The sequence below is a fragment of the Borreliella japonica genome (genome assembly GCF_900099615.1).
GTDB lineage: Bacteria > Spirochaetota > Spirochaetia > Borreliales > Borreliaceae > Borreliella > Borreliella japonica.
Map to the genome: position 1 here is coordinate 430,442 of NZ_FMTE01000002.1, position 25,788 is coordinate 456,229.

Below are 25,788 nucleotides of genomic sequence, written 5' to 3' on the forward strand. Positions count from 1 at the left end.
ACAATAAGTCAATCGATTAAAACATAATAAAACATGTTTTTAATCAACACCAATCAATAATAAAAAATACATTACAACAATATTTGTGGTAAAATTAGTATACCAAGGGTTTTTACTAATTTTGACAAAACAAATATATAAAAAGAAACAAAAAAAGTTATATGAGATTCTGAAATTGTTTTTACTTGTCTTTAAAACAGCAACATTTACAATTGGCGGAGGATTAGTAATTATATCTGAGCTTAAAAAAATACTTGTTAAAAAAAGAAAGATAATATCCGAGGACGATTTCAACAAAATACTTGCAACATCAAATGTTATTCCTGGAGTTACAGCGATTAATTTTGTGTTCCTAGTAGGAAAAAAATTTGGGGGTTTTTCATGCGCACTTTTACTTGTTGTTGCCGGAATTTTACCTTCCATTATTGCAATAGTAATGGTTTTCTTTTACCTAGAATTAGTGTCGGATAATATACATGTTGAAAAATTTCTAGAAGGTGCAAAAATCTCTTCAATTATCATAATGTTAACAGTTGTTTTAAAATTTTCAAAAAAAATGTTGAATAATTCCATAATGAAATGGACAATATGTTTTCTTGTAATCTTTGCAATTTCTAAATTAAAAATAAAAATATCATATATACTACTAATTTTCTTTTTAATATATACGCTAAAATATATAACAATAAAAAAAATATTAACTAAACAAAAAAAGGATATCGATTGATTCTAATAAATTTATTCATCACATTTTTAAAAATCGGATTATTAAATTTCGGAGGGGGCAATGGAATTGCAGCAATAATAAACAATGAATTAATTAATAATAAACAATGGATAACAAAAGACGAATTCATTAATATGATTACAATATCAAGAATAACCCCTGGACCTATTGCCACAAATATAGCAACATACGTTGGAATGAAAATTGCAGGAATTGCAGGAGCAATAATTGCTACATTGGCACTAATAACAGCTCCAATATTAATAATGATTATAATTCTTTCAATGCTACACAAAATAAGCTTTTTAAATTATTGTTTGGAAAATCTAAAACCTATTATTGTTGCACTGTGGATAATTACAATAATAATTTTGCTTGAAAACACATATTTAAAAATAGAGAACAACAAAACAGAGCTTTTAAGAACCTTGACTGTTGTAGGAATTAATTTTTTTATTTTATTTTTTTATAATAAAATAAGTCCAGCATTAGTAATTATGCTTAGCGGATTTTTGTATACATTAATATAAATATGATTAAACAAAAATTAAAGTTATCCCAAAATTTAAATTCAATTCAAATACAATCAATAAAGATATTAAGCCTTAATAAAAAAGAATTAACAAAACTTATACTAGAAGAAAGCGAAAATAACGAATGCCTAGAAATAGACTCAAATAAAATATTTTTTGAAACATTGAAAACATATAAGTTTAAAAAAATATTTTACAAAGAAGATGATATAATAAAAAGTCAATACGACATAGCTCTTGAAAAAACAAAAACGAATACTTCTTTAAAAGAGCACCTTTTGCTACAATTAAGGATTCAAAGAATAAATGAAGATGAACTTAAAATAGGTGAAATATTAATAAACAATCTAAACAACAAAGGTTTTCATATAATAAATCCTTACGATCTTTTCAAAAAGGAAGAGAAGGAAAAAGTAAAAAAAATAATTGAACTTATTCAAAAATTTGATCCAATTGGAATTTGTGTCCCCAATATAATAGAATCGTTAATTTTGCAAGCAAAGCATCATAAATTAGAAACTAATATTATCAAGATTCTTGAAAAAGCCGAACTTCTTGAAAAAACTCAAGAAAAGTTAAAAAAAGAGCTCAAAATAAGAAATAAAGAATTTAACACGGCCTTAGAAATTATCAGACAAAAACTCAACCCCAACCCAACGCTCGAATTTAAAGATCCAAACGATACTAATTTCTATGTTGATCCAGATATATTAATAATAAACCACAATAACAAATTTGAAATTAAAATCAAAGAAGTTAACATCTTTAAGAAAGAACTTAAAAGGACAACAGAAAATCCTCAAAAACAAAAAAAAGCAAAATGGTTGATTGAATCATTACGATATAGAGACGAAATACTTGCAAAAATAGGAATAGCCATATATACATTGCAAAAAGAATTTCTAAGAAGAGGCTTTAAAAGCTTAAGGCCAATGAACTTGAGCATTTTGTCAGAAAAAATCAGTGTATCAAAATCAACAATATCAAGAGCAATAAAAAACAAATATTTAAAATGCGAATGGGGTACAATATTGATTAAAGAGCTATTTAGCTCTGTCGGTGGAGCAAAAACAAATGAATTTTCAAAATTAAGCATTAAAATAACAGTAAATAAGTTGTTAGAAGTAAATAAAAAGATGTCAGATAAAGCAATTTCTGCTATACTGAAATCCAAAGGAATCTCTATTTCTAGAAGAACAGTAAACAAGTATAGGAATGAATTAAAATCTGAGAAAGGAAGAATATATTATGGAACCTAAAATTCAATCTGTTAATTATAACTTAGATGAAAGTGAAAAAAATTTTATTTTTAAAAAGCTAGAAAAATTTGACAATCATATCAAGAAACATGTAGAAAATTTAAAAATTACAATCAAAAAAGAACGTGAGCTTTTTGAATTAGACGCACATCTTCACTTTAATTGGGGTAAAATAATACATATAAGAGAAGATGGAAAAATACTTCTAAACCTTATTGATAGTGCAATGGAAAAACTTTACAAATCGGCAACTAAAGAAAAAGAGAAAAAAAACAATAAATAAGATATAAGCAAAAAATGCAAGAAGTAAAAATCAGGATAATAAATAAAGATAAAATACATTCAAGCTCAGCAAACATCATTGCTAAATTTGCAAATAAATACTTTTCGTGCAATATAAAAATAACAGTCATTGGTGAAAAAGAAAAACTAGCAATTAAAATTTTGTTAAATTTACTAAAATATAATTTTTCAAAAGAGCTTGAAAAATGAATAAAAAAAATTTTTACATAACAATATTACTACACTTACCTAATCTTTTATTTTCATACTCAACAAAATATGATATTGAGGCAAAAATGTCATATTTTGTCATGAGTCTGGCAATCATTGTAATCTCATCTATTTCACTAGGAAATCTAGTAGCAAAAATAGGTATTCCAAAAGTAATAGGACAAATAACGGCAGGAATAATTCTAAGTCCGAATGCCTTTGGAAAAATTAAAATACCTTTATTATTTCCATTAGGGATAACTCAAATTGGAGAAAACTATTTAATAGATGAAAAAATATTTGCAATCTCTACCATAGCTTCAATAATATTACTTTTCACGGCAGGACTTGAAACTGACTTAAAATTGTTTATCAAATTTTTGCCACGCGGAGGAATTATTGGAATAATAGAAGTTGTTGGCACCTTCACAGGTTTTGTACTAATGGCCAGCATAATTTTTAATGTTCCTCTAATAAGTCCAACCTCCCTTTTTATTGGAATAATTGGAACCCCAACATCAGCAGGTATTGCAGCAAGTATACTCTCAGCAAAGAAAAAAATGAGTACTTCAGAAGGGGTGACAATAATCTCAACTTCAATTATTGATGACGTGCTTTCAATGCTTATGCTTACAAGCGTAATAACTATATCAAGATCTATATCGGATCTTGATATAGCAAGCTCAATCAAAACTATAATTCAAAACATAGTAATTTGGCTATGCTTAACTTTCTCTTTAATATATGTATCAGAAACGCTCTCAAAGCTGCTGAAAAAATTAAACAGTGTAACCTTAGCAACCGTAATAACACTCTCTTTGGCCCTTACTATCGCAAGCATTTTCCAAAATCTAGAAATGTCTTTTGTTGTTGGAGCTTATGTATTTGGGCTTGCTATGTCAAAAACAGACATAGCATATGTAATTCAAGACAAACTAACAATCTTTGAAAGATTTTTTATCCCAATCTTTTTTACATCGATTGGACTTATGTCAGATATCAATGAAATACTCTCAAAAGAAGTTCTTATTTTAGGATTAGCAATTAGCGCAATAGCAATAATTACTAAAAGTACATTTTGCTTTATTCCAGCGCTCTTTTTAGGATTTAATAAACTTGGAGCCTTAAAAATTGCAACCGGAATGGTCCCAAGAGGAGAAGTTTCACTTATTATGGCAAATGTAGCATTATCTTCAGGATTTATTAGTCAAAAAATATTTGGAATTATAATAATAATGGTATTTTTGCCAACAATCATTGCAACACCCATAATAAACTTCTTGTTCAAAATAAATAAAAGCGGACTTAAAAAAGAACTCCCAATAGATCAAAATACACACATATGCGTATCATTTGAATATGATAATTTAGCCAAAATTCTTATATGGGACTTAAAAAATGAGTTAAGAAAAGAAGGATTTTTCACACAACAAATTAAAAATGATTCCTCACAATATATTAATGCAAGAAAAAACAATATATCCTTCTCAATAAAACGAGAAGGTAGTAAAATCACATTCGAATGCCCAAATAATCACTTAATAATAATACAAGATCTTTTTAGAGAAACAATCTTAAACCTAGAAAAAATAACCAAAGAAGTTGAAACAGTCTCTTTAAGAGCAAAAAAACTAGATTACTCAATAAATTATGATAAAATTCTTAGTAAGATCAACCTAAATAAAAGAATAAAAAAGGAAAACATTATTCTAGAATTAAAATCCAGCAATAAACCTGATGTGCTAAGAGAACTTCTAAGCGTAATAAACATTGAAATTGACAAAGAAAGAATATTTCAAGATTTAATGGAAAGAGAAAAATTAATTACTACTGCGCTAAAAGAAGGCTTTGCTATTCCTCATTTAAAAACAAATTTAATCTCAAAAATACACATTGCAATAGGAATAAGCCATGAAGGGATTGACTTTAATGCTCTTGACAAGAATTTAAGCCATGTTTTTATATTAATATTGTGCCCAGCAAAAGATTATGTTAGCTACCCTAGAATTTTAGCATCTGTTGTAGGCAAAGTTGATCTATATAAAAAAGAAATTTTAAATGCAAAAACGGATAAAGAAATTTATAATATAATAGTGAGCTGAATTATGTTTAAAGTCATCAAATGCAATGAATTGAATGAAAAATTGATAAACAAAAAAGTTGAAATAAATGCTTGGGTAAAAAAAATTAGACACCACGGAAAATTTACCTTTCTAAGCATAAGAGACAGATATGAGAAAGCTCAAGTTCTGATAACCGAAGAACATCTTTTAAAGATCGTAGAAAAAATAAAGCTTGAATATTGCATTAAAATTCAAGGATTATTGATCAAAAGGCCCCCCAACATGATAAATACAAATATGAAAACAGGATATTTTGAAATATTGGCAAAAAACATTGAAATTATCTCAAAGTGTAATGAATTGCCGTTTATGATAGAAGATGACAATAATGCAAGTGAAAACTCAAAACTTGAATATAGATACTTAGATTTAAGAAGAGATTCATTGAAGAATAAAATCATTTTAAGATCTCAGGCTACTCATCTTATTAGAAATTTTTTAGTAAAAAGAAAATTTTTAGAACTAGAAACTCCAACTTTTGTAAAATCAACACCCGAAGGCGCAAGATCCTTTATAATTCCATCAAGGATTCACAAAGGATCTTTTTATGCCTTACCTCAATCTCCACAACTTTACAAACAGCTTATAATGATAGCGGGATTTGATAAATATTTTCAAATAGCCCGTTGCTATCGAGACGAAGATTCAAGGGGCGATAGACAACCAGAGTTCACGCAGCTTGATCTTGAAATGAGTTTTGTCAAAAAAGAAAATATTTTTAAATTAATAGAAAATATGATTTTTTCAATATTTAAAAATTGCCTTAATATTAACTTGCCTAAAAAATTTAAAAAAATAACATACAAAGAGGCAATGAATAAATATGGCAGCGACAAACCAGACACCAGATTTGAACTTGCACTGCAAGATATAAGTCGAAATCTAAAAAATTCAGAATTTAATGTATTCAAAGATACTCTAAAAAATAAAGGTTCAATTAAAATTTTAATAGTAAAAGATAAAGCTGATAAGTTTTCAAGAACAAAAATAAATAATTTAGAAGAAATTGCAAAGCTTTACAAAGCACAAGGACTTTACTTTACAAAAATTGAAAACAATAAATTTTCTGGAGGAATTGCAACATTTTTAAGAACAGAAGAACATCAATTGATAAAAGCTTATTCTCTAGAAAATAATGACATAATTTTCTTTACAGCTAATAACAAATGGGAAACTGCTTGCAAAGTAATGGGCCAAATTAGAATAAAAATTGCAAACGATCTTGGACTAATAGATGAGAATAAATTTGAATTTCTATGGGTCTACGACTTTCCACTATTTGAATATGACGAAAATACAAAAACCTATACACCAGCTCACCACATGTTCTCGATTCCCAAAAAGCAACATATTGCCAATTTAGAAAAAAATCCAAACAAAACCATAGGTGAAATTTATGATCTTGTTTTAAATGGTGTAGAGCTTGGTTCAGGCTCAATCAGAATACATAGCAAAGAACTTCAGCAAAGAATTTTTAACATAATAGGATTTCAAAAAGAAAAATTAGAAGATAGATTTGGATTTTTCCTAAAAGCATTAGAATATGGGGCTCCAAATCATGGTGGCATTGCAATTGGAATTGATAGACTCATAATGTTAATGACAAAATCAACTTCAATAAAAGATGTAATACTATTTCCAAAAAATTCTTTTGCGGCAAGTCCTCTTGACAACTCGCCTTCTAAAATCTCAAATGAACAACTCAAAGAACTGGGAATCAGCATTGTTTCTGATGATGCTTAAATTAATAATAAAACTTATAACATACACATTTAAAATTATAAAAAACAGTTAACCATATTCTTGAAATTTTCTAATAATCTAATATTTTTTTCAAGAAACTGAACATCAAAGCTTAATTTTAATTTTTCACAAACAGCAAACATTATGAAAAAAACATAAAATTAATCTAAAACAAAATGCTTTTTTAAAATCTAGAAAAAATCTTAATTACTTCCCTCTTAAATAATAAGAACTTAATAAACATGACATTTAGCAATCATTTAAAAATAAATTATAGAAAAAATATATAGAATAATCAATAATTTTATAATTCAATAATCTGAAACATAATAGAATAATAAAAAAAGCCGCTCAAAAAGCAGCTCGCAAATAAAAATTAGTGAATTTTTATTTAATTTCTATTAATATTATTAAGATTTTTGCATGCAATCTTCACACGTTCTTTCATAGAAACTTCAGCTTCTCTTAACCAAACTCTTGGATCATAAAATTTCTTATTTGGAATATCGATATCCTTACCATCTCCTAATTGACTTTGCAAACGATTTTCATTTTTTTTATAATAATTTAAAACACCTTCCCAGGCAGCCCACTGCGTATCTGTGTCAATATTCATCTTTACAACTCCATAAGAAAGTGCCTCATTAATCTCATCAATTGTGGATCCAGACCCTCCATGAAAAACATAAGAAACTGGCTTAGCGGTATTTACTCCTGTTCTTGATATAACATAATCTTGACCATCCCTTAACACTCTTGGAGTAAGCTTAACATTCCCTGGTTTATATACTCCATGAACATTCCCAAAAGCTGCTGCAATCTGAAAATTTGGACTAATCTTTAAAAGTTCTGAATATCCATAATAAATATCCTCGGGAGTCGAAAATAGTTCATGCAAAGCTCTGTCCGAATTATCAACTCCATCTTCTTCCCCACCAGTAATTCCAAGCTCTATTTCTAAAAACATTTCAATTTTTGCCATTCTTTCTAAGAATTTTTTAGAAATTTCAATATTTTCTTTAATAGGTTCTTCTGACAAATCTAACATATGTGAAGAAAATAATGGCTTTTTGTGCTGACTATAGTATTTCTCACCATACTCTAAAAGTCCTTCAACCCAAGGAAGCAAATTTTTAGCACAATGGTCAGTATGAAGAACAACAGGAACACCATAATGCTCTGCCATCAAATGAACATGCATAGCTCCAGAAATAGCTCCAACTACTGAAACTCCTTGTGGTTTTTCTATCTTCAATCCTTTCCCACAAACAAAAGCAGAACCGCTATTGGAGAATTGTATCATAATAGGAGAATTAATTTCTTTTGCTGCCTCTAAAACTGCATTAATAGAATTTGTTCCTATACAATTAATAGAAGGAATAGCAAATCCTTCCTTTTTACACATCTCATATAAAGAGTGCAACTCTTTTCCATAAACTACACCCGGCTTAATCTTATCTAAAACACCCATTTATATTACTCCTTTCTATTTTATTTTTCTTTATCAAATAACTATAATAAATTATACACCTAAGAAGTAGAATTGAATTTAAATCAATCAATAAATAATTATTTAAATAAAAGTAAGCGTAAAATTTATCAAAAATCTATTATTCTTCACAAAAAAATTCAAAGTCAAACCTTTTCAGTAGAGTCTAACATTTTATACCACTGCGAAAATTCTTTTATTCCTTCTTTAATAGAAATTTTGGCCTCATACCCCACATCATTTTTAAGCTTTAAAATATCACAACAACTTTCCACAACATCTGCCTTTTGCATAGGCATATAACTTTTTAAAGCTTTTTTATCAAAATTAGCCTCAAGCTCTTTAATAAAATCTAACAATTTAGTTGCATGCCCAGTTCCTATATTGTATATTCTGTAAGGAAAAGAAGATGTTGACGAATTTGGATTTTTAACGTCAAAATTACAATCACTCTTAGCCGGATTTTTCAACACTTTATAAACACCGTTTGCAATATCACTTACATATGTAAAATCTCTAGCCATATTCCCATTGTTAAAAATATTAATAGACTCACCATTTTTAATTCCATATGAAAATAAATACAAAGCCATATCAGGTCTTCCATAAGTTCCATAAACTGTAAAAAATCTAAGCCCTGTTGTGGGAATGTTAAAAGAGGCACTGTAAGCATGAGCTATCATCTCATTAGATTTTTTAGTAGCTGCATATAAATTTAAAGGATGGTCTGTAACAGAATCTTCACTAGACGGAACATTCTCATTTATACCATAAACCGATGAAGTCGAAGCATAAACAAAATGTTCAATGCTTTCTTTATAAATTCTGCATACATCTAAAACATTAAAAAACCCAACAATATTTATTGAAACATAGCTATCAGGATTCTCAAGACTATCTCTAATACCTGCTTGAGCAGCCAAATGGCAAACATGCGTAAACTTAAACTCTTTAAAAAGTTCTAGCAGCTTATCTTTATTTAGTATATCAAGATAAACAAAAGATAAATTATTATATTTTTCACTCTTAATAACCTTATAAGTTTTGACATCCTTAGAACAAAAACCTAAAGCATTTAATCTTTCATGCTTAAATTTAAGTTCATAATAATCATTTAATATGTCTACACCCAAAACTTCGTGCCCTTCTTCTACAAACTTTTTAGCTACATGAAATCCAATAAACCCTGCAATTCCTGTTAAAAAAATTTTCATATTATCATTCCTCTTTAAAATTCAATACAAACTAACACCATCAATCTATTTTTTAAAACCAAGATCTCTTTTTTGATAACTGCGAGAATTATTGCTGCCAAACCTATTATTTCTGACATAAGAAACTCTTATTCTTTTTATATTTCCATCGCCCTCGCTTTCAGTTTTTATATCACTATAACGATTTAAAGTTGTATGAATAATTCTTCTTTCAAAAGGATTCATTGATGGCAACAAAATAGAACGTCTAGTTCTTTTGACTTTGTGAAAAGAATTTATTGCTAAATTAATAAACCTAGACTTAAATCTCTCTCTATAATCTCCAATATCCAATAAAACCCTACTATTAAAGGTGCCAGCTTCACCAATAAGCTTAGAGGCATAAACATTTGTCAAAAGCTGTAAAGAATCTAAATTCTTACCCTCTCGTCCAATCAAAATATTTGGACTATCTGTTTCAATAGAAATCTTAATATATCCCCCTTCTTTGGATTCTATTGTCAAGTTTACAGAATATCCCATTTTAATTAACATTTCTTTTACAAATTCTAAAATTCTATCACAAATTTCATCCCCAATTTTAATTTCAAAAACGTCTTTTTTAACCTCTTTTACATGGGGAGAAACCCTTATTTTAATCATTTCTTTCTTAAATAAAAATCCAACCCTTTCTTTATCTAAAATTTCTACATCAAACTCGCCTTCTTTTAATTCCAGGTCTCTCATTGCTTTCTTTATTGCTTCTTGTTCGGTTTTTCCGTAAAATTCATAACTCATATTATTCCCCCTTTAAGACAAATGTATCTTTATATAGTATTGTTGCAAAATAGTAAAAATATTTGTTGTAATCCAATATATTAAAAGTCCTGATGGCATATTGTAAAGTATGAAAAAAAACATAATAGGCATTCCAAAATATAAAAATTTCTGCTGCGCTCCAAGATTTTTTAAATCAACATTGGAACTAACAATTGTAGACCCCAATTGAGTAAACATCATAATAAAAGGCAAAATTCTAATATCAGTCCAAGAAACAAAATATAGCTTATATCCAAAATGATATACACTGTCGCCTATAGATAAATCATCAATCCATCCTGGAATAAAACTAGCTCCTCTTAATAAAAATAAATTATTTACAAGTGAATAAAGAGCAAAAAATATAGGAAGCTGCAAAATTACGGGAAGACATCCCCCAAGAGGATTAACTCCTTCTTCTTTATAAAGCCTTCCCATCTCTTCATTTAACTTCTTAGAATCATGCTTAAACTTTGCTTGAAGTTCTTTCATTTTAGGTTGAAGTTTGGAAAGCTCCGCAGTAGCTCTAAATCCCTTAAATGTTAAAGGAAATATAAGGATTCTAACAACAATTGTCAAAAAAATAATTGAAAGTCCCCAATTAGGTATAACATCATAAAAAACTTGCATTACCATTTGCATAGGAACTTGAATTAAATACCATAAACTCTTTTCTACTGACATTCCAAAAGCAATATCAGATAAGCCAAAAGTATTAGTATCATTCTTATCAAAAATGTCTAAATATCTATTATCCTTGGGCCCAGCGTAAATAAAAAACTCATCACTAATGTTTTTTTTATTTTTAATATTATTAATAATAAACGATTTAAGAACTTCTCTTTCCTTCTTAAATTCAACCTCCATATCTTCTTTAAAAACCAACACTTCAAAATACTTCGTACTAGAGCCAATCCATCTAGGATTGTTAATCCTTAGACCATCTTTACCATATCTAAGCTTATTGTCATAGTAAATTATTTGAGATAAATAATTGTTATATTGTAACTTAGCTTTATCGCTCAACCTTTCAATTTCAGAACTAAAAATAATTTTATAAGAATCAATATCAAATAAATTATAATCCTCAAGACCATTTACAATAACTTTAAAGTTTATCAAGTATTCATTTTTTCTCGAAAATGTATACTTTTTTATATATTCATAAGTTTTCCCATTATTTTTAAAATAAGCTTTAAATTCATGGTTAAAATCATCTATTTTTTTATACAAAAATAAGTTCTCTACTAAATAGTCAAAATTAATATCAAAAAAAGTTTCATTTTTATAATCAGCATTAATCAAATCTGTAGGATCTTTTTCTAAATTTAAATGATTTTTAAGCTTTAATGAAACTAAATTTCCTCTAAACGTCGAAAAAGTAGCAAAATATACTTCTGTTTCTACAACAATATTTTGAGCTTTATTAATCAAATCAAAACCATTGCTTTTACCCAAAGGCATTTTATTGTCATTAAAACTTTTGTTTAAATCAAACTGCAATTCCTTTTCAGAAGATCTAAAGCTCAACATGTTGGAAGAAAAAATATCATTAATAAGCATAAAAAGACCTATTAAAAATAAAGATAAATAAACCGTTCTTAAAATTTTCTTACTTCGATTCACTTATACCCCTTCATACCATTAAAACTAAACTTTTCATAAGGGATTCAATACCAAAATAAGTCAAATTTAACCTGTTATAAGAAACTACAAAAACAAAATCTACGGCTCTATCTTCTAATAATTCTAATCTTTTCCTAAAAACCTCTTTAAAAAGCCTTCTAGTACGATTTCTTTTAACAGACCCCTTAAAGTCTTTAGAAAAGGTAACAAGAAGTCTGGAATAAATCAAATTATTTGATTTAAAGAACATTTTAAGATTAAGATTGCTAAATCTAATCAAATTGCCTTCTTTGAAAATTTTTTGAATTTCTATTTTTGATTTTAGACTAATATTTCTTTTTTTCATCAGAAACAGTTAATTTTATTCTTCCCTTTGCCCTTCGTCTTGCAAGAATAAGTCTTCCACCTTTAGTCTTCATTCTAGCTCTAAACCCAAATTTTCTATTTCTTTTAACACGACTAGGCTGATAAGTCCTTTTCAAAACGCTCCTCCATTAAAACAATTTCCCGCTACTAAGCTATAAATTGAACACTACCATGGTATAGCATATAAATGCGATTGTCAATAATAACTACTTTACTAAAACCTTTATATCTAGTATTTCAATTCCCGTTAATTTTTTTATTAAACTTATTATCTTTGACTTATTGATCGATATACTGTATAAAATGCTTGAATTACTTACCTTAAGAAAAAGAATCCTCTCATTTTTAAGATCTAAAAATTTCACATCATCTGATAAAGTCTTAAAAATCTGATTCCATTTATCAGCAATCAATAATTTTGAACTTATTTTTTTATCAATAAGCAAATTAGATTCTAAATAATTTTTAAGAACATTGCCTATTTTTTTAAAAGAAGAATCATTCATAGCAATTTTTTATACCACAATGCAAAAAATAACATTGAATAAACTTTAGAAAATCTCATTTTAATATTCAAACTCAAAACCACATTAATAATTTACTTTAACCCAAAGACATCGGCATTATCAAGTGCGTAAAATTAAAATTTTCGGGTTCACTCAATTTTAATACATTTCCCGAATTAAATTGTATCTCTATCTTTGAAGTTTCAAAAACAGTAATGGCTTCAATAAAATATGAAATATTAATAGCCATAATTTCATCTGATCCTTCATACATATAATTTGGATTTTTAATAAAAAATTCACCTCTTCTTCCTGTAATTAAATCTTCTCCAAGAAGTTTTAATTGAGCATCAGAAAAATTTAAAATCAACTTTCTTGACCTATCAACATATAAATTAACTCTTGAAAGTCTGTCTTTTAAAATACCTAGCGAAACTAAAGATTTATTTTCCTGTTCTTTAGGTATAATACTCTTATAATCGGGATAATTACCATTAATCAAGCTGCAAGCTATTTTATAATTATCAAATTCAACATAAAATTTTTTATCCGAAGATTTTATTTTAACCATACCTTCTCCTGACATGAGATGTTTTAAAAAATTAAATATTTTTACAGGAACTATAAAATTTACATCTTCTTTAAATATGACTTCTGTTTTACAAATAGACATTCTGTGTCCATTGGTAGAAACAAGTAATAACTTGGAATCTTCATCTTTTGTAAAATACACACCATTTAATACGTTCTTGGATTCATCAAGATGTGCTGAAAAAGCTATTCTGCTTATTATTTTTTTAAAAGATTTTTGTTTTACTTCAATTTCAAAAGTGTAATTTTCATTAACCATATCATAGTTGTAATTTTCTATTTCTTCATATGAAAAGGTGGGTTCTTTTAAATGATCTTCATATTCTTCTTTCTCATCTTTTGATTCTCCCATAATTTCCAATTTGCTGTTACTCTCATTAAAAACTATTTTAATTTTCTTATAAAAATTGAATGCTTTTACTGCATCATAAAAATTTGAAGCATTAATTAACACCTTAAAATCTGTTTCTGAAACAATTGAAATTGTACTCTCAAAAAATATATTTCGGTCTGTTGATCTAATTATGAGATTAGGTGTTTTTACTTCGATTAACAATGCACTCCAAATGTCATTCATATTTCTGTTTAATATTATTCCTTTTGCTTTTTCTATCTCATTTATAATTTGATTTGTTTCGCAAATAAAAAATGTGTTATTTATCATAATGCCTCCCTATATATTTTATTACATTTTATCTTTGTAAGTTTTTTTATTTTTTATATTTTGATTTTTATATATATATATAGTAGTAGCAGTAGTAGGGTTCTGTTTGATTGTTTAATTGTATCTAGTAGTATATGATATAAAGAAATGTATTGTTTAATTATAGGTTGTTTTTTGGTGTAATTTTGATAAATTATTTGTTTCAATTGTTTAAAAGAATTTTTGATTTTTCAATTAGATTTATTTTTTTTTTATTTTGTTCATAAGTTCTGTGATTAAATTGTTAATTTCTTTGTCATTATTTCTGTCTCTATCTATTTTATTTATCGAATAAAGCACTGTTGAATGGGTTTTCCCCCCAATAATTTTTCCAATTTCAACTGTTGATAGCTCTGTAAAATTTCTCAAAAGGTATGCATAAATATGTCTAGCTTTTGTTATCTCTGGTTTTTTACTATGCCCCTCAATGTCTTTGTGCGCAATTTTTAGCTCTCTTAAGAGTATTTTTTTTATATTTTCGATATTGATTTTATTGTTTGGTTCATTGGTTGTTTCTTTTTCGTAAATTATTATTTCTTTGATTATTTTTTCAACAATGTCAATGTCAATTTCTATATTATCTAAATCTATATATGCTTTTAGTTTTGTTACAGCAGCTTCAAGATCTCTTACATTTGTTGTAACTTTTTGTGCAACCAGATTTAGTATATTTTTAGGGACCTTTATGCCATCCTCCTCTGCTTTTTTTTCAATAATGGCTACTCTGAGTTCAAAATTGGGTTTTGATATGTCAACATTTAGTCCCCTTGTGAATCTGCTTTTTAATCGATCTGTAAAATTTGTAAGTTCAGAAGGAGATCGGTCACACGTGAATACTAATTGTTTATTGTCTTCATAAAGGGCATTAAATGTATGAAAAAGCTCTTCTTGTATGCCTTCTTTTTTTTGTAAGTCGTGGATATCGTCTATAAGCAACATGTCTAGGTATCTATATTTCTTTTTAAATTTTTTTGTTTCATTTGTCTTTATACTTTCTACAAACTCATTTAAAAAATTTTCAGCAGTAACGTATAATATCTTAAGGTTATGATGCAGTTCTTCTGTTTTATTTCCTATGCTTTGAAGTAAATGCGTTTTTCCAAGTCCAACTCCACCGTAAATTAGACACGGGTTATATTTTTTACCAGGATTTTTTGAGATTGACAAGCTGGCGTTATATGCAAGCTTATTATTTGGGCCTATAATGAAATTTTCAAATGTATATCTTTTTTTAAGAAAGGGATTTTTAAAATGTGTAGGCTCTTCTTCCTTTTTGATATACATTTTTATTCGATCTTTAATGCTTTGAATTGGTTCTTTAGAAAGTGTGTTTCCTTTAAGCTTGTCGAAATTTGGAAAAGTTTCGTTAAGAATTGTTTTTTCGCTTTCTTGTTTGTTAAAATGGGTTTTAGTCGGCTGATTTGTAAATACAATGGTTACGTTATTGTAGCCATTGTTTGTGAGGATTTCTTTGATTTTTTTTGCAAATCTTTTTTCTATTTGATTTTTGTGAAATAAATTTGGAGTAGATATTTGAATATTTTCTCCTATTGATTCTAAAAAGCATAAATTTTCAAACCAAACATAAAACTCTTCTTCTGATAGTTCTTTTTTTATTTCTGTTAAAATCAAGCTCCATATATTTTTTGATTTTTCCATTTTTTGTCCTTGTTGGTTTTAGTACTATACTTTTAACATTATATAGTATAATATTGAATTCAGATTCTATCTGAGTCGTTTGTGGATTTTTTTAAATTTTTGGTACTTTTTATGTAATAGATATTATTTTTTTTTTAATGTAGAATTTATTTGTGTCTTAATTTTGATTAAATGAATGGAAGGTTTATGAATTATGTTGCTAGTAACATTCAGGTCTTAAAAGGACTTGAGGCTGTTAGGAAAAGGCCTGGCATGTATGTGGGATCTGTTTCTATTAATGGGTTACACCATTTGGTTTATGAAGTGGTTGACAATAGTATTGATGAGGCTTTAGCTGGGTTTTGTGACAGAATAGATGTTGTTATCAATTTAGATAATACTATAACTGTAATTGATAATGGGAGAGGAATTCCTACTGATATCCATGAAGAGGAGGGAATTAGTGCGCTTGAACTTGTTTTAACAAAACTACATTCTGGTGGAAAATTTAATAAAGGTACTTATAAGGTTTCTGGAGGATTGCACGGTGTTGGAATTTCGGTTGTAAATGCTTTGTCTTCGTTTTTAGAGGTTTGTATTAATAGAGATGGAAAGATTTTTAGGCAAACCTTTTCAAAAGGTATTCCAACTTCTAAAGTAGAAGTTGTGGGAGAATCTTCTATTACAGGAACCAAGGTTACTTTTTTAGCAGATTCTGAAATTTTTGAAACTTTAGATTATAATTTTGATGTTCTTGAAAAAAGGCTTAAAGAGCTTGCTTTTTTAAACGATAAAATATGCATTTCAATTGAAGATAAAAGATTTGGTAAAGAAAGATCTTCGAAGTTTTATTTTGAAGGCGGGATAAAATCTTTTGTAGATTATTTAACTAATAACAGTAAAGCTTTTCAATCGGAATCTTATTATATTGATGGTTTTCTTAATGATGTTATTGTTAATGTGGGGCTTAAATGGACCGAAAGCTATTCTGATAATATTCTTTCTTTTGTTAATAATATTAATACAAGAGAAGGAGGGACCCATGTTGCGGGCTTTAAAAGTGGTCTTACTAAGGCTATGAACGAAGCTTTTAAAAATTCAAAAATAAGTAAAAAAGATATTCCAAATCTTACAGGAGATGATTTTAAAGAGGGACTTACAGCTGTTATTTCTGTAAAAGTTCCAGAACCTCAATTTGAAGGTCAAACAAAGAGTAAACTTGGCAATTCTGAGATAAAAAAAATAGTTGAGATTGTTGTCTATGAGCATTTATTGGAAATTATTAATATAAATCCTTTAGAGATAGACACTATTCTTGGGAAAGCAATAAAAGCTGCTCGTGCTCGTGAGGCTGCAAGAAAAGCAAGAGAATCAGAAAGAAAAAAAAATGCATTTGAAAGTTTGGCATTGCCCGGGAAATTGGCTGATTGTACTTCTAAAAATCCCTTGGAAAGAGAGATCTATATTGTAGAAGGTGATTCTGCTGGAGGAAGTGCTAAAATGGGTAGAAATAGATTTTTTCAGGCCATTTTGCCATTATGGGGAAAAATGCTTAATGTTGAGAAAACAAGAGAAGACAAGGTGATTACCAATGATAAGCTTATTCCTATAATTGCATCTCTTGGTGCAGGGGTTGGTAAAACTTTTGATATTACAAAACTTCGTTATCACAAGGTCATTATTATGGCAGATGCCGATGTTGATGGATCTCACATTAGAACTTTGCTTTTAGCTTTTTTCTTTAGATATATGAGAGATTTAATTGAAAATGGCTATATATATATAGCCATGCCTCCTCTTTATAAAATAAAGTATGATAATCGTATTTATTATTTTTATGACGAGAAGGAAAAAGAAAAATTTTTAGATTCTATTGAAACTAAAAATCGCAATAGCGTTCTTCTTCAAAGATATAAAGGACTTGGAGAGATGAATCCAACTCAGCTTTGGGAAACTACAATGGATCCTGCTAGAAGAAAGATGAGATTGATGAATATAGATGATGCTGTTGAGGCTGAGAAAATTTTTGTTACTCTTATGGGAGATTTGGTTGAACCTAGAAAAGAATTTATTGAACAGAATGCACTTAATGTAATTAATCTTGATGTGTAATTGGAGCTTTAATGGCAGTTGGAGAAAGTAAAGAACAAATATTAAATATTAAGATAGAAGATGAAATAAAAACTTCTTATTTGAATTATGCAATGTCAGTTATTGTTTCCAGAGCTCTTCCAGATGTAAGAGATGGTCTTAAGCCAGTTCACAGGAGAATACTTTATTCTATGTACGAGATGGGACTTCGTTCTGATAAAGCTTTTAAAAAAGCTGGAAGAATAGTAGGGGATGTTCTTGGGAAATATCATCCTCATGGAGATCAATCAATTTATGATGCTCTTGTAAGACTTGCTCAAGATTTTTCACTTAGATATCCTGTAATACGGGGGCAGGGAAATTTTGGATCTATTGACGGAGATCCTCCCGCTGCTATGCGATATACTGAAGCTAAAATGGAAAAGATAACTGAATGTATTGTTAAGGATATAGATAAAGAAACTGTTAATTTTAAGTCTAATTATGACGATTCTTTAAGTGAACCTGAGATTATGCCTTCATCATTTCCATTTCTTTTGGTGAATGGCTCTAGTGGAATTGCTGTTGGAATGGCCACTAGCATGGCGCCCCACAATTTAAGAGAAATTTGTGATGCTATTGTTTATATGTTAGATAATGAGAATGTTTCCATTTTTGATTTACTCAAGATAGTTAAAGGTCCTGATTTTCCAACTTTTGGAGAGATTGTTTATAATGATAATTTGATTAAAGCATATAAAACTGGCAAGGGAAGTGTTGTTATTAGAGCAAGATATCATATTGAAGAAAGAATAGAAGATAAAAGTGCTATAATTGTTACAGAAATACCTTATGCAGTAAATAAATCTGCACTTCTTATGAAAGTTGCGTTTTTGGCAAAAGAAGAAAAGCTAGAAGGACTTTTAGATATAAGAGACGAGTCTGATAGAGAAGGTATTAGAATAGTTCTTGAAGTTAAAAGAGGATTTGATCCTCATGTTATTATGAATTTGCTTTATGAATATACTGAATTTAAAAAGCATTTTAGTATAAATAATTTAGCTCTTGTTAATGGTATTCCCAAGCAGTTGAATTTGGAAGAATTATTATTTGAATTTATTGAGCATAGAAAAAATATTATTGAAAGACGTATTGAATTTGACTTGAGAAAGGCAAAAGAGAAAGCACATGTTCTTGGGGGATTGAATATTGCTTTAAATAATATAGATGAGGTTATTAAGATTATTAAATCATCTAAATTAGCAAAAGATGCAAAAGAGAGGCTTGTTGCAAATTTTGGCCTTTCAGAGATTCAAGCTAATTCTGTCCTTGATATGAAGTTGCAAAAACTTACAGCTCTTGAACTTTTTAAGCTTGAAGAAGAATTTAATGTTCTTTTAAGCTTAATAAAAGATTATGAAGATATTCTCTTGAATCCAGTAAGGATTATTAATATCATAAGAGAAGAAACTATAAATTTAGGTTTGAAATTTGGCGATGAACGTCGAACTAAAATAATTTATGATGAGGAGGTTTTAAAAACTAGTATGTCGGATTTAATGCAAAAAGAAAATATTGTTGTTATGCTTACAAAGAAGGGTTTCCTTAAAAGACTTTCACAAAATGAGTATAAATTGCAAGGTACGGGAGGAAAAGGTCTAAGTTCTTTTGATCTTGGTGATGGAGATGAGATTGTTATTGCTTTGTGTGTCAATACTCACGATTATTTGTTTATGATTTCAAATGAAGGGAAACTTTATTTAATTAATGCTTATGAGATAAAAGATTCTTCAAGGGCTTCAAAAGGTCAAAATATTAGTGAGCTTATTAATTTGGGAGACCAGGAAGAAATATTAACTATTAAGAATAGTAAGGATTTTACTGATGATGCCTATTTATTGCTTACAACTGCAACTGGAAAGATAGCTAGATTTGAATCTACAGATTTTAAAACAGTAAAGTCTCGAGGTGTTATTGTTGTTAAACTTAATGATAAAGATTTTGTTACAAGTGCAGAGATTGTTTATAAGGATGAAAAAGTAATTTGTCTTTCTAAAAAGGGTAGTGCATTTATATTTAATTCAAAGGATGTTAGGCTTACTAATAGAGGTACCCAGGGTGTTTGTGGAATGAAATTAAAAGAAGGGGATTTGTTTGTTAAAGTTTTAGCGGTTAGAGAAAATCCTTATCTTTTGATTGTTTCTGAGAATGGATATGGAAAAAGATTGAGCATTTCTAAAATATCTGAGCTTAAAAGAGGAGCCACTGGTTATACTAGTTATAAAAAATCTGATAAAAAAGCGGGTAGTGTTGTTGATGCTATAGCAGTTTCAGAAGATGATGAAATCTTGCTTGTAAGTAAACGTTCAAAAGCTTTAAGAACAGTAGCTGGAAAAGTATCCGAACAAGGCAAAGATGCTAGAGGAATTCAAGTATTATTTCTTGATAATGACAGCTTGATTTCTGTTTCAAAATTTATTAAGTAAAAAATTGGTTTTTTTTATTTAAGAATGTTCCACGTGGAACATTCTTTTTTTTTATTCTTAAATTGTAATTCAATATTATAACCTGATAAAATTTTGTGTTGTAGGAGGTTGTGACAATATGGATGGAGTTTTTAAAATGATAGATATTCAACTTTTAGATATTGATAATGATCAGCCAAGAAAATCTGTTAGTCTTGTTGAATTAGAAGAGTTAAGTGTTTCCATAAAAGAAAATGGAATTTTGCAACCTATAATTGTTTGTAAAGCAAATGAGAGATATAAAATAATAGTAGGAGAAAGAAGGTTTAGGGCTGCTAAACTTATCCAGATGACAAGTATTCCTGTTATCGAGGTTGACATAAAAGAATCTTGTAGAGATTTTATGCCTTTGGTTGAAAATATTCAAAGAGAAAATTTTACGCCTGTTGAGGAAGCCTATGCTTATAAAAATATAATGAATAAATATTCTTTAACTCAAAAGGATTTGTCTGAAAAAATTGGCAAAAGTAGGGCTTATATTTCAAATTTAGTTAGAATTTTAGATCTTGAACAAGAAATATTAAATGCAGTTCACAGGAAAGAAATTTCTTTTGGGCATGCTAAGGTTATTTTATCTTTAAAAGATAAGCAAGACAGGTATAATCTTTATTTAATGATACTGAAGAAAAAATTTTCTGTAAGAGATGCAGAAAAATATGTTAAAAATTTTTATAAATCTATAGTAAAAAAAAGAGAACTAGAACAAGATCCTTTTTTAAGCAATATAAAAGAATTTTTATTTGATAAAATTCAAACAAAAATAGATATTAAGGGAAATCAAGATAAAGGGAAAATAGAGATAGAGTATTTTACATCGGGTGATTTAAGAAGGATTGTTTCCTTTTTCGGCCATATTAGCTAAATTGTTTTTATAATTTAAAGATTGTAAAATATTTTTTCTTAATTTTATGAGAGTTTTTATTTTTTAAGTATTTGTTACAATGTATAAATTTTTTAAGCTTGTTTTAGAATTATCTAGTTTTCGTAAAGAAATCTTAAGCTTTAAATGAAGGGTAAAGTTTATATTATGTTATTTATAGTTAAATTTAAAAGCAAAAGACAACCTATTATTTGCAAAATGAACAATAAGAATATATATTTTATTTATATTCATTGGCTCTGTTGTAAATATGGATAGAACTATTTTTAATATATTGTATTTTTTTCTTTATTTCTAAAATAGAATGAAAAAATAATTTCAAGTTCTCTTGATTTAGTTTGTTAAATTCAATATTTTTAAATTCCTTTGTATTTTTTAATATGAAGTCCAGCGCTTCTTTTATATCGTTTTCATATTTTTTATCTTTTTTGAGCAATGATTTGCGTGCATTCTTTAAATCAAAACTTTTTTTATAAACAATTTTAAATTCTTTTAAAGAATTTATTTTGCCATTTAGAACTTCGTTTTTTAAAATAGATGGGCAAGATTTTTTAGATATTTCATATGATAATGATAATGGTAATTTTTCTATAGCGATCTGCTTGTCGGAATTTTCGATAAGCAGATTGTATCTTGATATTAAAGCGTAAACCTTGTCTTTTTTAAATCCCATACTTTTGAACCACTGGTAAAAGAGTCCGTTATATTGATTGTTTCCTTTTAATTTATCTTGAGCGTCTTTAAGTATCTTTCCAATTTTTGTATAAGTATTATTAAAAATATTGAAAATTTCATATTGTTTTGTTTTTAAAAAATCAGAAATATCTTTATCTAGCTTGCTGTAGTCAAAGTTTTCTATTTCAATCGAAATAATTTCTTTTTTTTCTGTATTTTCTAAATTGTTCGAAGATGTTTTTAATTTTTTTCCCATTAAAAACATTAAAGTTTCTAGATTGTCAGACATAGTTATTCCTTAATTTTGTTTATTATCTCTTTTGAGAGTTCTAAGAAATCTTTTGCAGCATTGCTTTCTTTATCATATTCATATACAGGTATTTTTGCTTCTTGAGATTTTGAAATGGCTATATTTTTCCTTATTTTTGTATTTAAAAGTTTTTCTTTGAATACTTTTTTTAACGATCTTACATATTTTTCTTTACTTTTGTTTCTTATATCATATTTGTTTATAAAAACACCCCCAATTTCTAAATTTTTGTTTATTTGCTTTACGGTATTTATTGTGTCTATCAGTTGATTTATACCTTCAAATGCAAAAAATTCTGTTTCAATTGGTATTAACAAGCAATTGCTTGCAATAAGAGCATTTATAGTTAATATTGAAAGTGTGGGAGGGCAGTCAATAATAATAAAATCATATTTGTCTTTTTCATATAGCGTTAATGCATTTTTTAAAAAATTTTCTCTTGAGAGTTCATTTATTAATTCTTTTTCGAGTAAGGCTAATTTAATACTAGATGGGATTATGTCTAATTTAAAATGATTTAAAGGTTTGACCTTTATTTTTTTATTAATAAGTTCATAACTTGAGTTTTCGGCTGTGTATTCTGATGTGTTTGTGCCGCTAGTAGAGTTTCCTTGTGAATCAATATCTATTAAAAGAATTTTTTTATTAAGCAAGGTCATTGAATAAGAAATGTTAATGGCGCTTGTAGTCTTTCCTACGCCCCCTTTTTGGTTGATTACAGATATTATTTTCATATAAATTTTCTCTTTTTATATTTTAAAACATAAATGGCAAAAATAATAATACTTTAAATTAGGTTTTAAATATTTGATTATTTGACATGTATATTATTCTTTATGAGGCTTGAAAATTTCTTGAATTAAGCCGTTTTTTATAAAAAATTCAGATATTTTTTGCTTGTTTTTTGTTTTAAATTTAATCGAAGTGTTTATTTTATTTGAAAAGTTTGAGTCTGTTATCTCTATTTCAAGTTTGTTTTTCATTTTTAATAGTAAATTGTATTGATTATAATTTAAATTTAAGCTTAAAATTTCTAATTCTTCTTTTTCCATTATAGATGTATTCTTAATAACTTCTTTGGCGGATTTGTAATATGCCTTAATTAATCCCCCTTTGCCAAGCAAAGTGCCTCCAAAATATCGCAATGTGATTATTAAGGTATCAGTTAAATTATTATGTATTATGGCATCTAATGTGGGTTTTCCAGCCGTTAAATTAGGCTCTTTGTCATCATTCATTCCATTTAAGAATGAATTCTTATTTCCAATTCTAAATCCATAAACTACATGCGTAGCATTTTTAAATTTTATTTTATATTTTTTAATAGTTTTATTTATATCTTCTTTTTTTTCAATATTAAAAATATATGAAATAAAGATAGATTTTTTTATTTTAATTTTAGAATTACTGTTGTTTTTTGGCACGAACATCATATAACGTAAGTATACTATCTTTTTAGATATTGCAGTATTTATTGTTTATGTATATTATTAATAGTGTTTGTTTTATTATTGATTATTATAAAGTATGGTCAAAAAAAGGGGTTTTAAATGATATCAGGCTTAAATCCAACATTAAGGTTGTTTAAAGATCATAAAATACTTTATTCTAACATGGAAAGGGGGTTGAAGCCCCTTTTAGAAGTAGATAATTTTATCAATAAGTATATTCAGAATAAAGAGGGGCTAGAGATTTATGATAAAGTTGTAGGCAAGGCGGCGGCTATTATTATTTATAATATAGGGCTTCAAAATGTTCAAGCTGGAGTTGTTTCTCAACCTGCAAAGGATTTTTTAGAAAGTAGAGGAATAAAAGTAGCTTATAAGAAATTGGTGGAAAAAATAAATGACAGGGCAGAAAGCTTGATTGAAAGCTTGGAAAATCCTGAAGAGGTTTACAAGTATATGATCAAAAGAGGTATTATAGTTAACAGCCTGTAAATTATTAAAATAATTAAGTTGTGCTTTAGCTAACTATGTGATTTTGAGTATATAGTGATAATTAGGGCTATATTATATATTAATATTATTAAATTTCCCCAATTTAGGTAAAAATTGTTTTTATTGTAGTTAAAGATCCAAATTCCAGCATAAACACCTAAAAATCCCCCTATAGAAGATGTAAACATAATTAAATTAGGTTCGATTGTATGTTGATTAATTTTGTTTTGATTTTCTTTAGCATCAGGCTGTTCGGTAAATTTACTGTCAATAAAAATCATGGCAAAGCCTGCAAGAGTAATGCATAGAAAATAAATTACAAATATTTTTCTAATTAATGCAAACATAAACTTTCCCTTTCTTTTAACTTTTTAATCATTAATACTTAATGATATAACTAAATGTAATACAAAAGCAAGTATTTCGATAGACATATAAAATTTAGCTTATAGCTTGATTTAGTGAATAAAGGATTTTAAATTTTTCTTCATTAAGAAAGATGTTTTTAGTATCTTTATTTTTGATTTTTGGAGGAATTAGAAAGAATTATGTTATACATTATTGCTACGCCAATAGGTAATTTAGGAGATATCACTTATAGGGCGATTGATGTTTTAAAATCGGTAAGTGTTATCTTTGCAGAAGATACGAGAGTTACTAGCAAACTTTTGTCGCGATATAAAATTAATAAAAAGATGATTTCTTGTAATGCCATAACAGAAAATAAGAAAATAGGCTTACTGTTGAATTATTTAGCAAAAGGAGATTCTGTAGCTTTTGTGAGTGACGCGGGCACTCCAGGTCTTAGTGATCCGGGTAGCCTTTTAGTTGCCGCTGCTTTTAGAGAGGGATATAAAGTTTGTCCAATTCCTGGGGCAAGCTCTTTTAATACGATTGTAAGCGTTAATCCTTTTAGAGATAAATCAGTTCTTTTTGAGGGATTTTTGCCCAACAAAGGCCTTAAAAGATTTAAAAGAATTGCTGAGCTATACAAAAGGGGTGATGCATTTGTATTGCTTGAATCTGGTCATAGACTTTTGAAATTGCTTGTTGAAATTTCTTCTGTTAGTTTGGATGTGAAGATTCTTATTGGGCGCGAGATGACAAAAATTTATGAAGAATATCAAATTGGTAAGCCCTTAGAATTAAAAGATTATTTTGAATCGAGTAAGGAGAAGGTTAAAGGAGAATTTACTATTTTAGTCAGTAGAAGTCGTTCATAATAAATGTTTTCTATTTAGAGTCAAAACTTTATTTATTACTAGTTTTACTCGATTGATTTATTGTGTTATAATTAAGTTTAATGGGGGTTTTTATGAAAATTTATTTAGCTTCTCCATTTTTTAACGAAGAGCAAATTAAACTGAGAAATGAGGTTTTGAAATTTCTTGAAGAATTTAATTTGGATGTATTTTCTCCAGAGCATCATGCTGTCAAAAAGATGGGATTGCTTGAAAAGGTTGATTATAAGTTTGCAAATAGAGATGTAAGAGAGAAGGTAAGGGAAATGGACTTAAAAGAGTTAGTTAGTAGCGATATTGTTTTAGCTTTGGTTAATTATGTTGATGCAGGTACAGCTT

Annotated in this window: 26 protein-coding genes (1 of these 26 running past the window's edge); 13 read left to right on the top strand and 13 right to left on the bottom strand. The window is 27.8% G+C overall.

What is annotated here, in order from left to right; all coding sequences use genetic code 11:
- Positions 1 to 121 precede the first annotated feature (121 nt).
- From BLO14_RS02025 to aspS, 7 genes are read left to right on the top strand one after another with little or no spacing between them, the layout of a single operon-like run.
- On the top strand, positions 122 to 727 hold the full coding sequence (locus tag BLO14_RS02025; RefSeq protein WP_091972205.1) for a chromate transporter: 606 nt from the start codon (positions 122 to 124) through the stop codon (positions 725 to 727).
- Entirely contained in the window at positions 724 to 1,257 is a 534-nt protein-coding gene (locus BLO14_RS02030) for a chromate transporter (RefSeq protein WP_091972207.1), read from the top strand. Before BLO14_RS02025 ends, BLO14_RS02030 begins: the two co-directional genes overlap by 4 nt.
- 2 nt (positions 1,258 to 1,259) lie before the next feature.
- Positions 1,260 to 2,519, top strand: coding sequence for an RNA polymerase factor sigma-54 (gene rpoN, locus BLO14_RS02035; RefSeq protein ID WP_091972209.1), 1,260 nt, complete (start codon positions 1,260 to 1,262; stop codon positions 2,517 to 2,519).
- Entirely contained in the window at positions 2,509 to 2,802 is a 294-nt protein-coding gene (locus BLO14_RS02040) for an HPF/RaiA family ribosome-associated protein (RefSeq protein WP_091972212.1), read from the top strand. The genes rpoN and BLO14_RS02040 overlap by 11 nt, the downstream gene beginning before the upstream one ends.
- A 14-nt stretch (positions 2,803 to 2,816) precedes the next feature.
- Positions 2,817 to 3,011: a hypothetical protein gene (locus tag BLO14_RS02045; RefSeq protein ID WP_091972214.1), complete on the top strand. Its 195-nt coding sequence runs from the start codon at positions 2,817 to 2,819 to the stop codon at positions 3,009 to 3,011.
- The gene (locus tag BLO14_RS02050) at positions 3,008 to 5,113 is read left to right on the top strand and encodes a cation:proton antiporter domain-containing protein (RefSeq protein WP_091972216.1); all 2,106 of its coding nucleotides are present in this window, start codon (positions 3,008 to 3,010) and stop codon (positions 5,111 to 5,113) included. Before BLO14_RS02045 ends, BLO14_RS02050 begins: the two co-directional genes overlap by 4 nt.
- A 3-nt stretch (positions 5,114 to 5,116) precedes the next feature.
- Positions 5,117 to 6,877: an aspartate--tRNA ligase gene (aspS, locus tag BLO14_RS02055; RefSeq protein ID WP_091972218.1), complete on the top strand. Its 1,761-nt coding sequence runs from the start codon at positions 5,117 to 5,119 to the stop codon at positions 6,875 to 6,877.
- 391 nt (positions 6,878 to 7,268) lie between these two features.
- Here the strand turns inward: aspS and fbaA are convergent, their stop codons facing one another.
- From fbaA to dnaA, 9 genes are all read right to left on the bottom strand, one after another.
- Entirely contained in the window at positions 7,269 to 8,348 is a 1,080-nt protein-coding gene (gene fbaA / locus BLO14_RS02060; RefSeq protein WP_091972220.1) for a class II fructose-bisphosphate aldolase, read from the bottom strand.
- Between the two features lie 164 nt (positions 8,349 to 8,512).
- Positions 8,513 to 9,580 carry an NAD-dependent epimerase gene (locus BLO14_RS02065; RefSeq protein WP_091972223.1) on the bottom strand — a complete coding sequence of 356 codons (1,068 nt, stop codon included), beginning with the start codon at positions 9,578 to 9,580 and terminating at the stop codon, positions 8,513 to 8,515.
- A 45-nt stretch (positions 9,581 to 9,625) separates the two neighbouring features.
- Positions 9,626 to 10,357: a Jag family protein gene (locus BLO14_RS02070; protein ID WP_091972225.1), complete on the bottom strand. Its 732-nt coding sequence runs from the start codon at positions 10,355 to 10,357 to the stop codon at positions 9,626 to 9,628.
- Positions 10,358 to 10,369: 12 nt separating this feature from the next.
- Positions 10,370 to 12,004 (bottom strand): membrane protein insertase YidC, encoded by a 1,635-nt coding sequence (gene yidC / locus BLO14_RS02075; RefSeq protein WP_091972227.1) that lies wholly within the window; start codon positions 12,002 to 12,004, stop codon positions 10,370 to 10,372.
- A 10-nt stretch (positions 12,005 to 12,014) separates the two neighbouring features.
- Positions 12,015 to 12,350 (bottom strand): ribonuclease P protein component, encoded by a 336-nt coding sequence (gene rnpA, locus BLO14_RS02080; RefSeq protein ID WP_091972229.1) that lies wholly within the window; start codon positions 12,348 to 12,350, stop codon positions 12,015 to 12,017.
- On the bottom strand, positions 12,331 to 12,486 hold the full coding sequence (gene rpmH, locus BLO14_RS02085) for a 50S ribosomal protein L34 (RefSeq protein ID WP_004791483.1): 156 nt from the start codon (positions 12,484 to 12,486) through the stop codon (positions 12,331 to 12,333). Before rpmH ends, rnpA begins: the two co-directional genes overlap by 20 nt.
- 90 nt (positions 12,487 to 12,576) lie before the next feature.
- Entirely contained in the window at positions 12,577 to 12,876 is a 300-nt protein-coding gene (locus BLO14_RS02090; protein ID WP_091972230.1) for a hypothetical protein, read from the bottom strand.
- A gap of 97 nt (positions 12,877 to 12,973) precedes the next feature.
- Complete coding sequence (dnaN, locus tag BLO14_RS02095; RefSeq protein ID WP_091972232.1) at positions 12,974 to 14,131, bottom strand: DNA polymerase III subunit beta; 1,158 nt, start codon at positions 14,129 to 14,131, stop codon at positions 12,974 to 12,976.
- A gap of 240 nt (positions 14,132 to 14,371) precedes the next feature.
- Positions 14,372 to 15,829, bottom strand: a complete 1,458-nt coding sequence (dnaA, locus tag BLO14_RS02100) for a chromosomal replication initiator protein DnaA (RefSeq protein ID WP_091972235.1) — start codon at positions 15,827 to 15,829, stop codon at positions 14,372 to 14,374.
- A 186-nt stretch (positions 15,830 to 16,015) separates the two neighbouring features.
- Between dnaA and gyrB the strand changes: the two genes are divergently transcribed.
- From gyrB to BLO14_RS02115, 3 genes are all read left to right on the top strand, one after another.
- Positions 16,016 to 17,920 carry a DNA topoisomerase (ATP-hydrolyzing) subunit B gene (gene gyrB / locus BLO14_RS02105; RefSeq protein ID WP_091972237.1) on the top strand — a complete coding sequence of 635 codons (1,905 nt, stop codon included), beginning with the start codon at positions 16,016 to 16,018 and terminating at the stop codon, positions 17,918 to 17,920.
- Between the two features lie 11 nt (positions 17,921 to 17,931).
- Positions 17,932 to 20,364 carry a DNA topoisomerase (ATP-hydrolyzing) subunit A gene (gyrA, locus tag BLO14_RS02110; RefSeq protein ID WP_091972239.1) on the top strand — a complete coding sequence of 811 codons (2,433 nt, stop codon included), beginning with the start codon at positions 17,932 to 17,934 and terminating at the stop codon, positions 20,362 to 20,364.
- A gap of 118 nt (positions 20,365 to 20,482) precedes the next feature.
- The gene (locus tag BLO14_RS02115; protein WP_091972241.1) at positions 20,483 to 21,265 is read left to right on the top strand and encodes a ParB/RepB/Spo0J family partition protein; all 783 of its coding nucleotides are present in this window, start codon (positions 20,483 to 20,485) and stop codon (positions 21,263 to 21,265) included.
- A 238-nt stretch (positions 21,266 to 21,503) separates the two neighbouring features.
- Here BLO14_RS02115 and BLO14_RS02120 read toward each other — a convergent pair whose 3' ends face one another.
- The 3 genes from BLO14_RS02120 to BLO14_RS02130 all read right to left on the bottom strand — a co-directional run bounded on the left by BLO14_RS02120 (position 21,504) and on the right by BLO14_RS02130 (position 23,701).
- Entirely contained in the window at positions 21,504 to 22,247 is a 744-nt protein-coding gene (locus BLO14_RS02120; RefSeq protein ID WP_091972243.1) for a hypothetical protein, read from the bottom strand.
- A 2-nt stretch (positions 22,248 to 22,249) separates the two neighbouring features.
- Positions 22,250 to 23,002 (bottom strand): ParA family protein, encoded by a 753-nt coding sequence (locus BLO14_RS02125; protein ID WP_091972245.1) that lies wholly within the window; start codon positions 23,000 to 23,002, stop codon positions 22,250 to 22,252.
- Positions 23,003 to 23,095: 93 nt separating this feature from the next.
- Positions 23,096 to 23,701 carry a YigZ family protein gene (locus tag BLO14_RS02130; RefSeq protein WP_200780479.1) on the bottom strand — a complete coding sequence of 202 codons (606 nt, stop codon included), beginning with the start codon at positions 23,699 to 23,701 and terminating at the stop codon, positions 23,096 to 23,098.
- 117 nt (positions 23,702 to 23,818) lie between these two features.
- Between BLO14_RS02130 and BLO14_RS02135 the strand changes: the two genes are divergently transcribed.
- Positions 23,819 to 24,208, top strand: coding sequence for a DUF1893 domain-containing protein (locus BLO14_RS02135; RefSeq protein WP_006433995.1), 390 nt, complete (start codon positions 23,819 to 23,821; stop codon positions 24,206 to 24,208).
- Between the two features lie 29 nt (positions 24,209 to 24,237).
- On the opposite strand, the gene BLO14_RS02140 is transcribed toward BLO14_RS02135, so the two are convergent.
- Positions 24,238 to 24,555 carry a hypothetical protein gene (locus tag BLO14_RS02140; RefSeq protein WP_091972247.1) on the bottom strand — a complete coding sequence of 106 codons (318 nt, stop codon included), beginning with the start codon at positions 24,553 to 24,555 and terminating at the stop codon, positions 24,238 to 24,240.
- Positions 24,556 to 24,756: 201 nt separating this feature from the next.
- On the opposite strand from BLO14_RS02140, the gene rsmI reads away from it, so the two are divergent.
- Positions 24,757 to 25,431, top strand: coding sequence for a 16S rRNA (cytidine(1402)-2'-O)-methyltransferase (rsmI, locus tag BLO14_RS02145; protein WP_200780481.1), 675 nt, complete (start codon positions 24,757 to 24,759; stop codon positions 25,429 to 25,431).
- Positions 25,432 to 25,523: 92 nt separating this feature from the next.
- On the top strand, positions 25,524 to 25,788 hold the 5' portion of the coding sequence (locus BLO14_RS02150; RefSeq protein WP_091972251.1) for a nucleoside 2-deoxyribosyltransferase. The gene runs 284 nt beyond the window's last position; the window shows 265 of its 549 coding nt (coding positions 1-265); it begins with the start codon at positions 25,524 to 25,526; its stop codon lies off the right edge, out of view.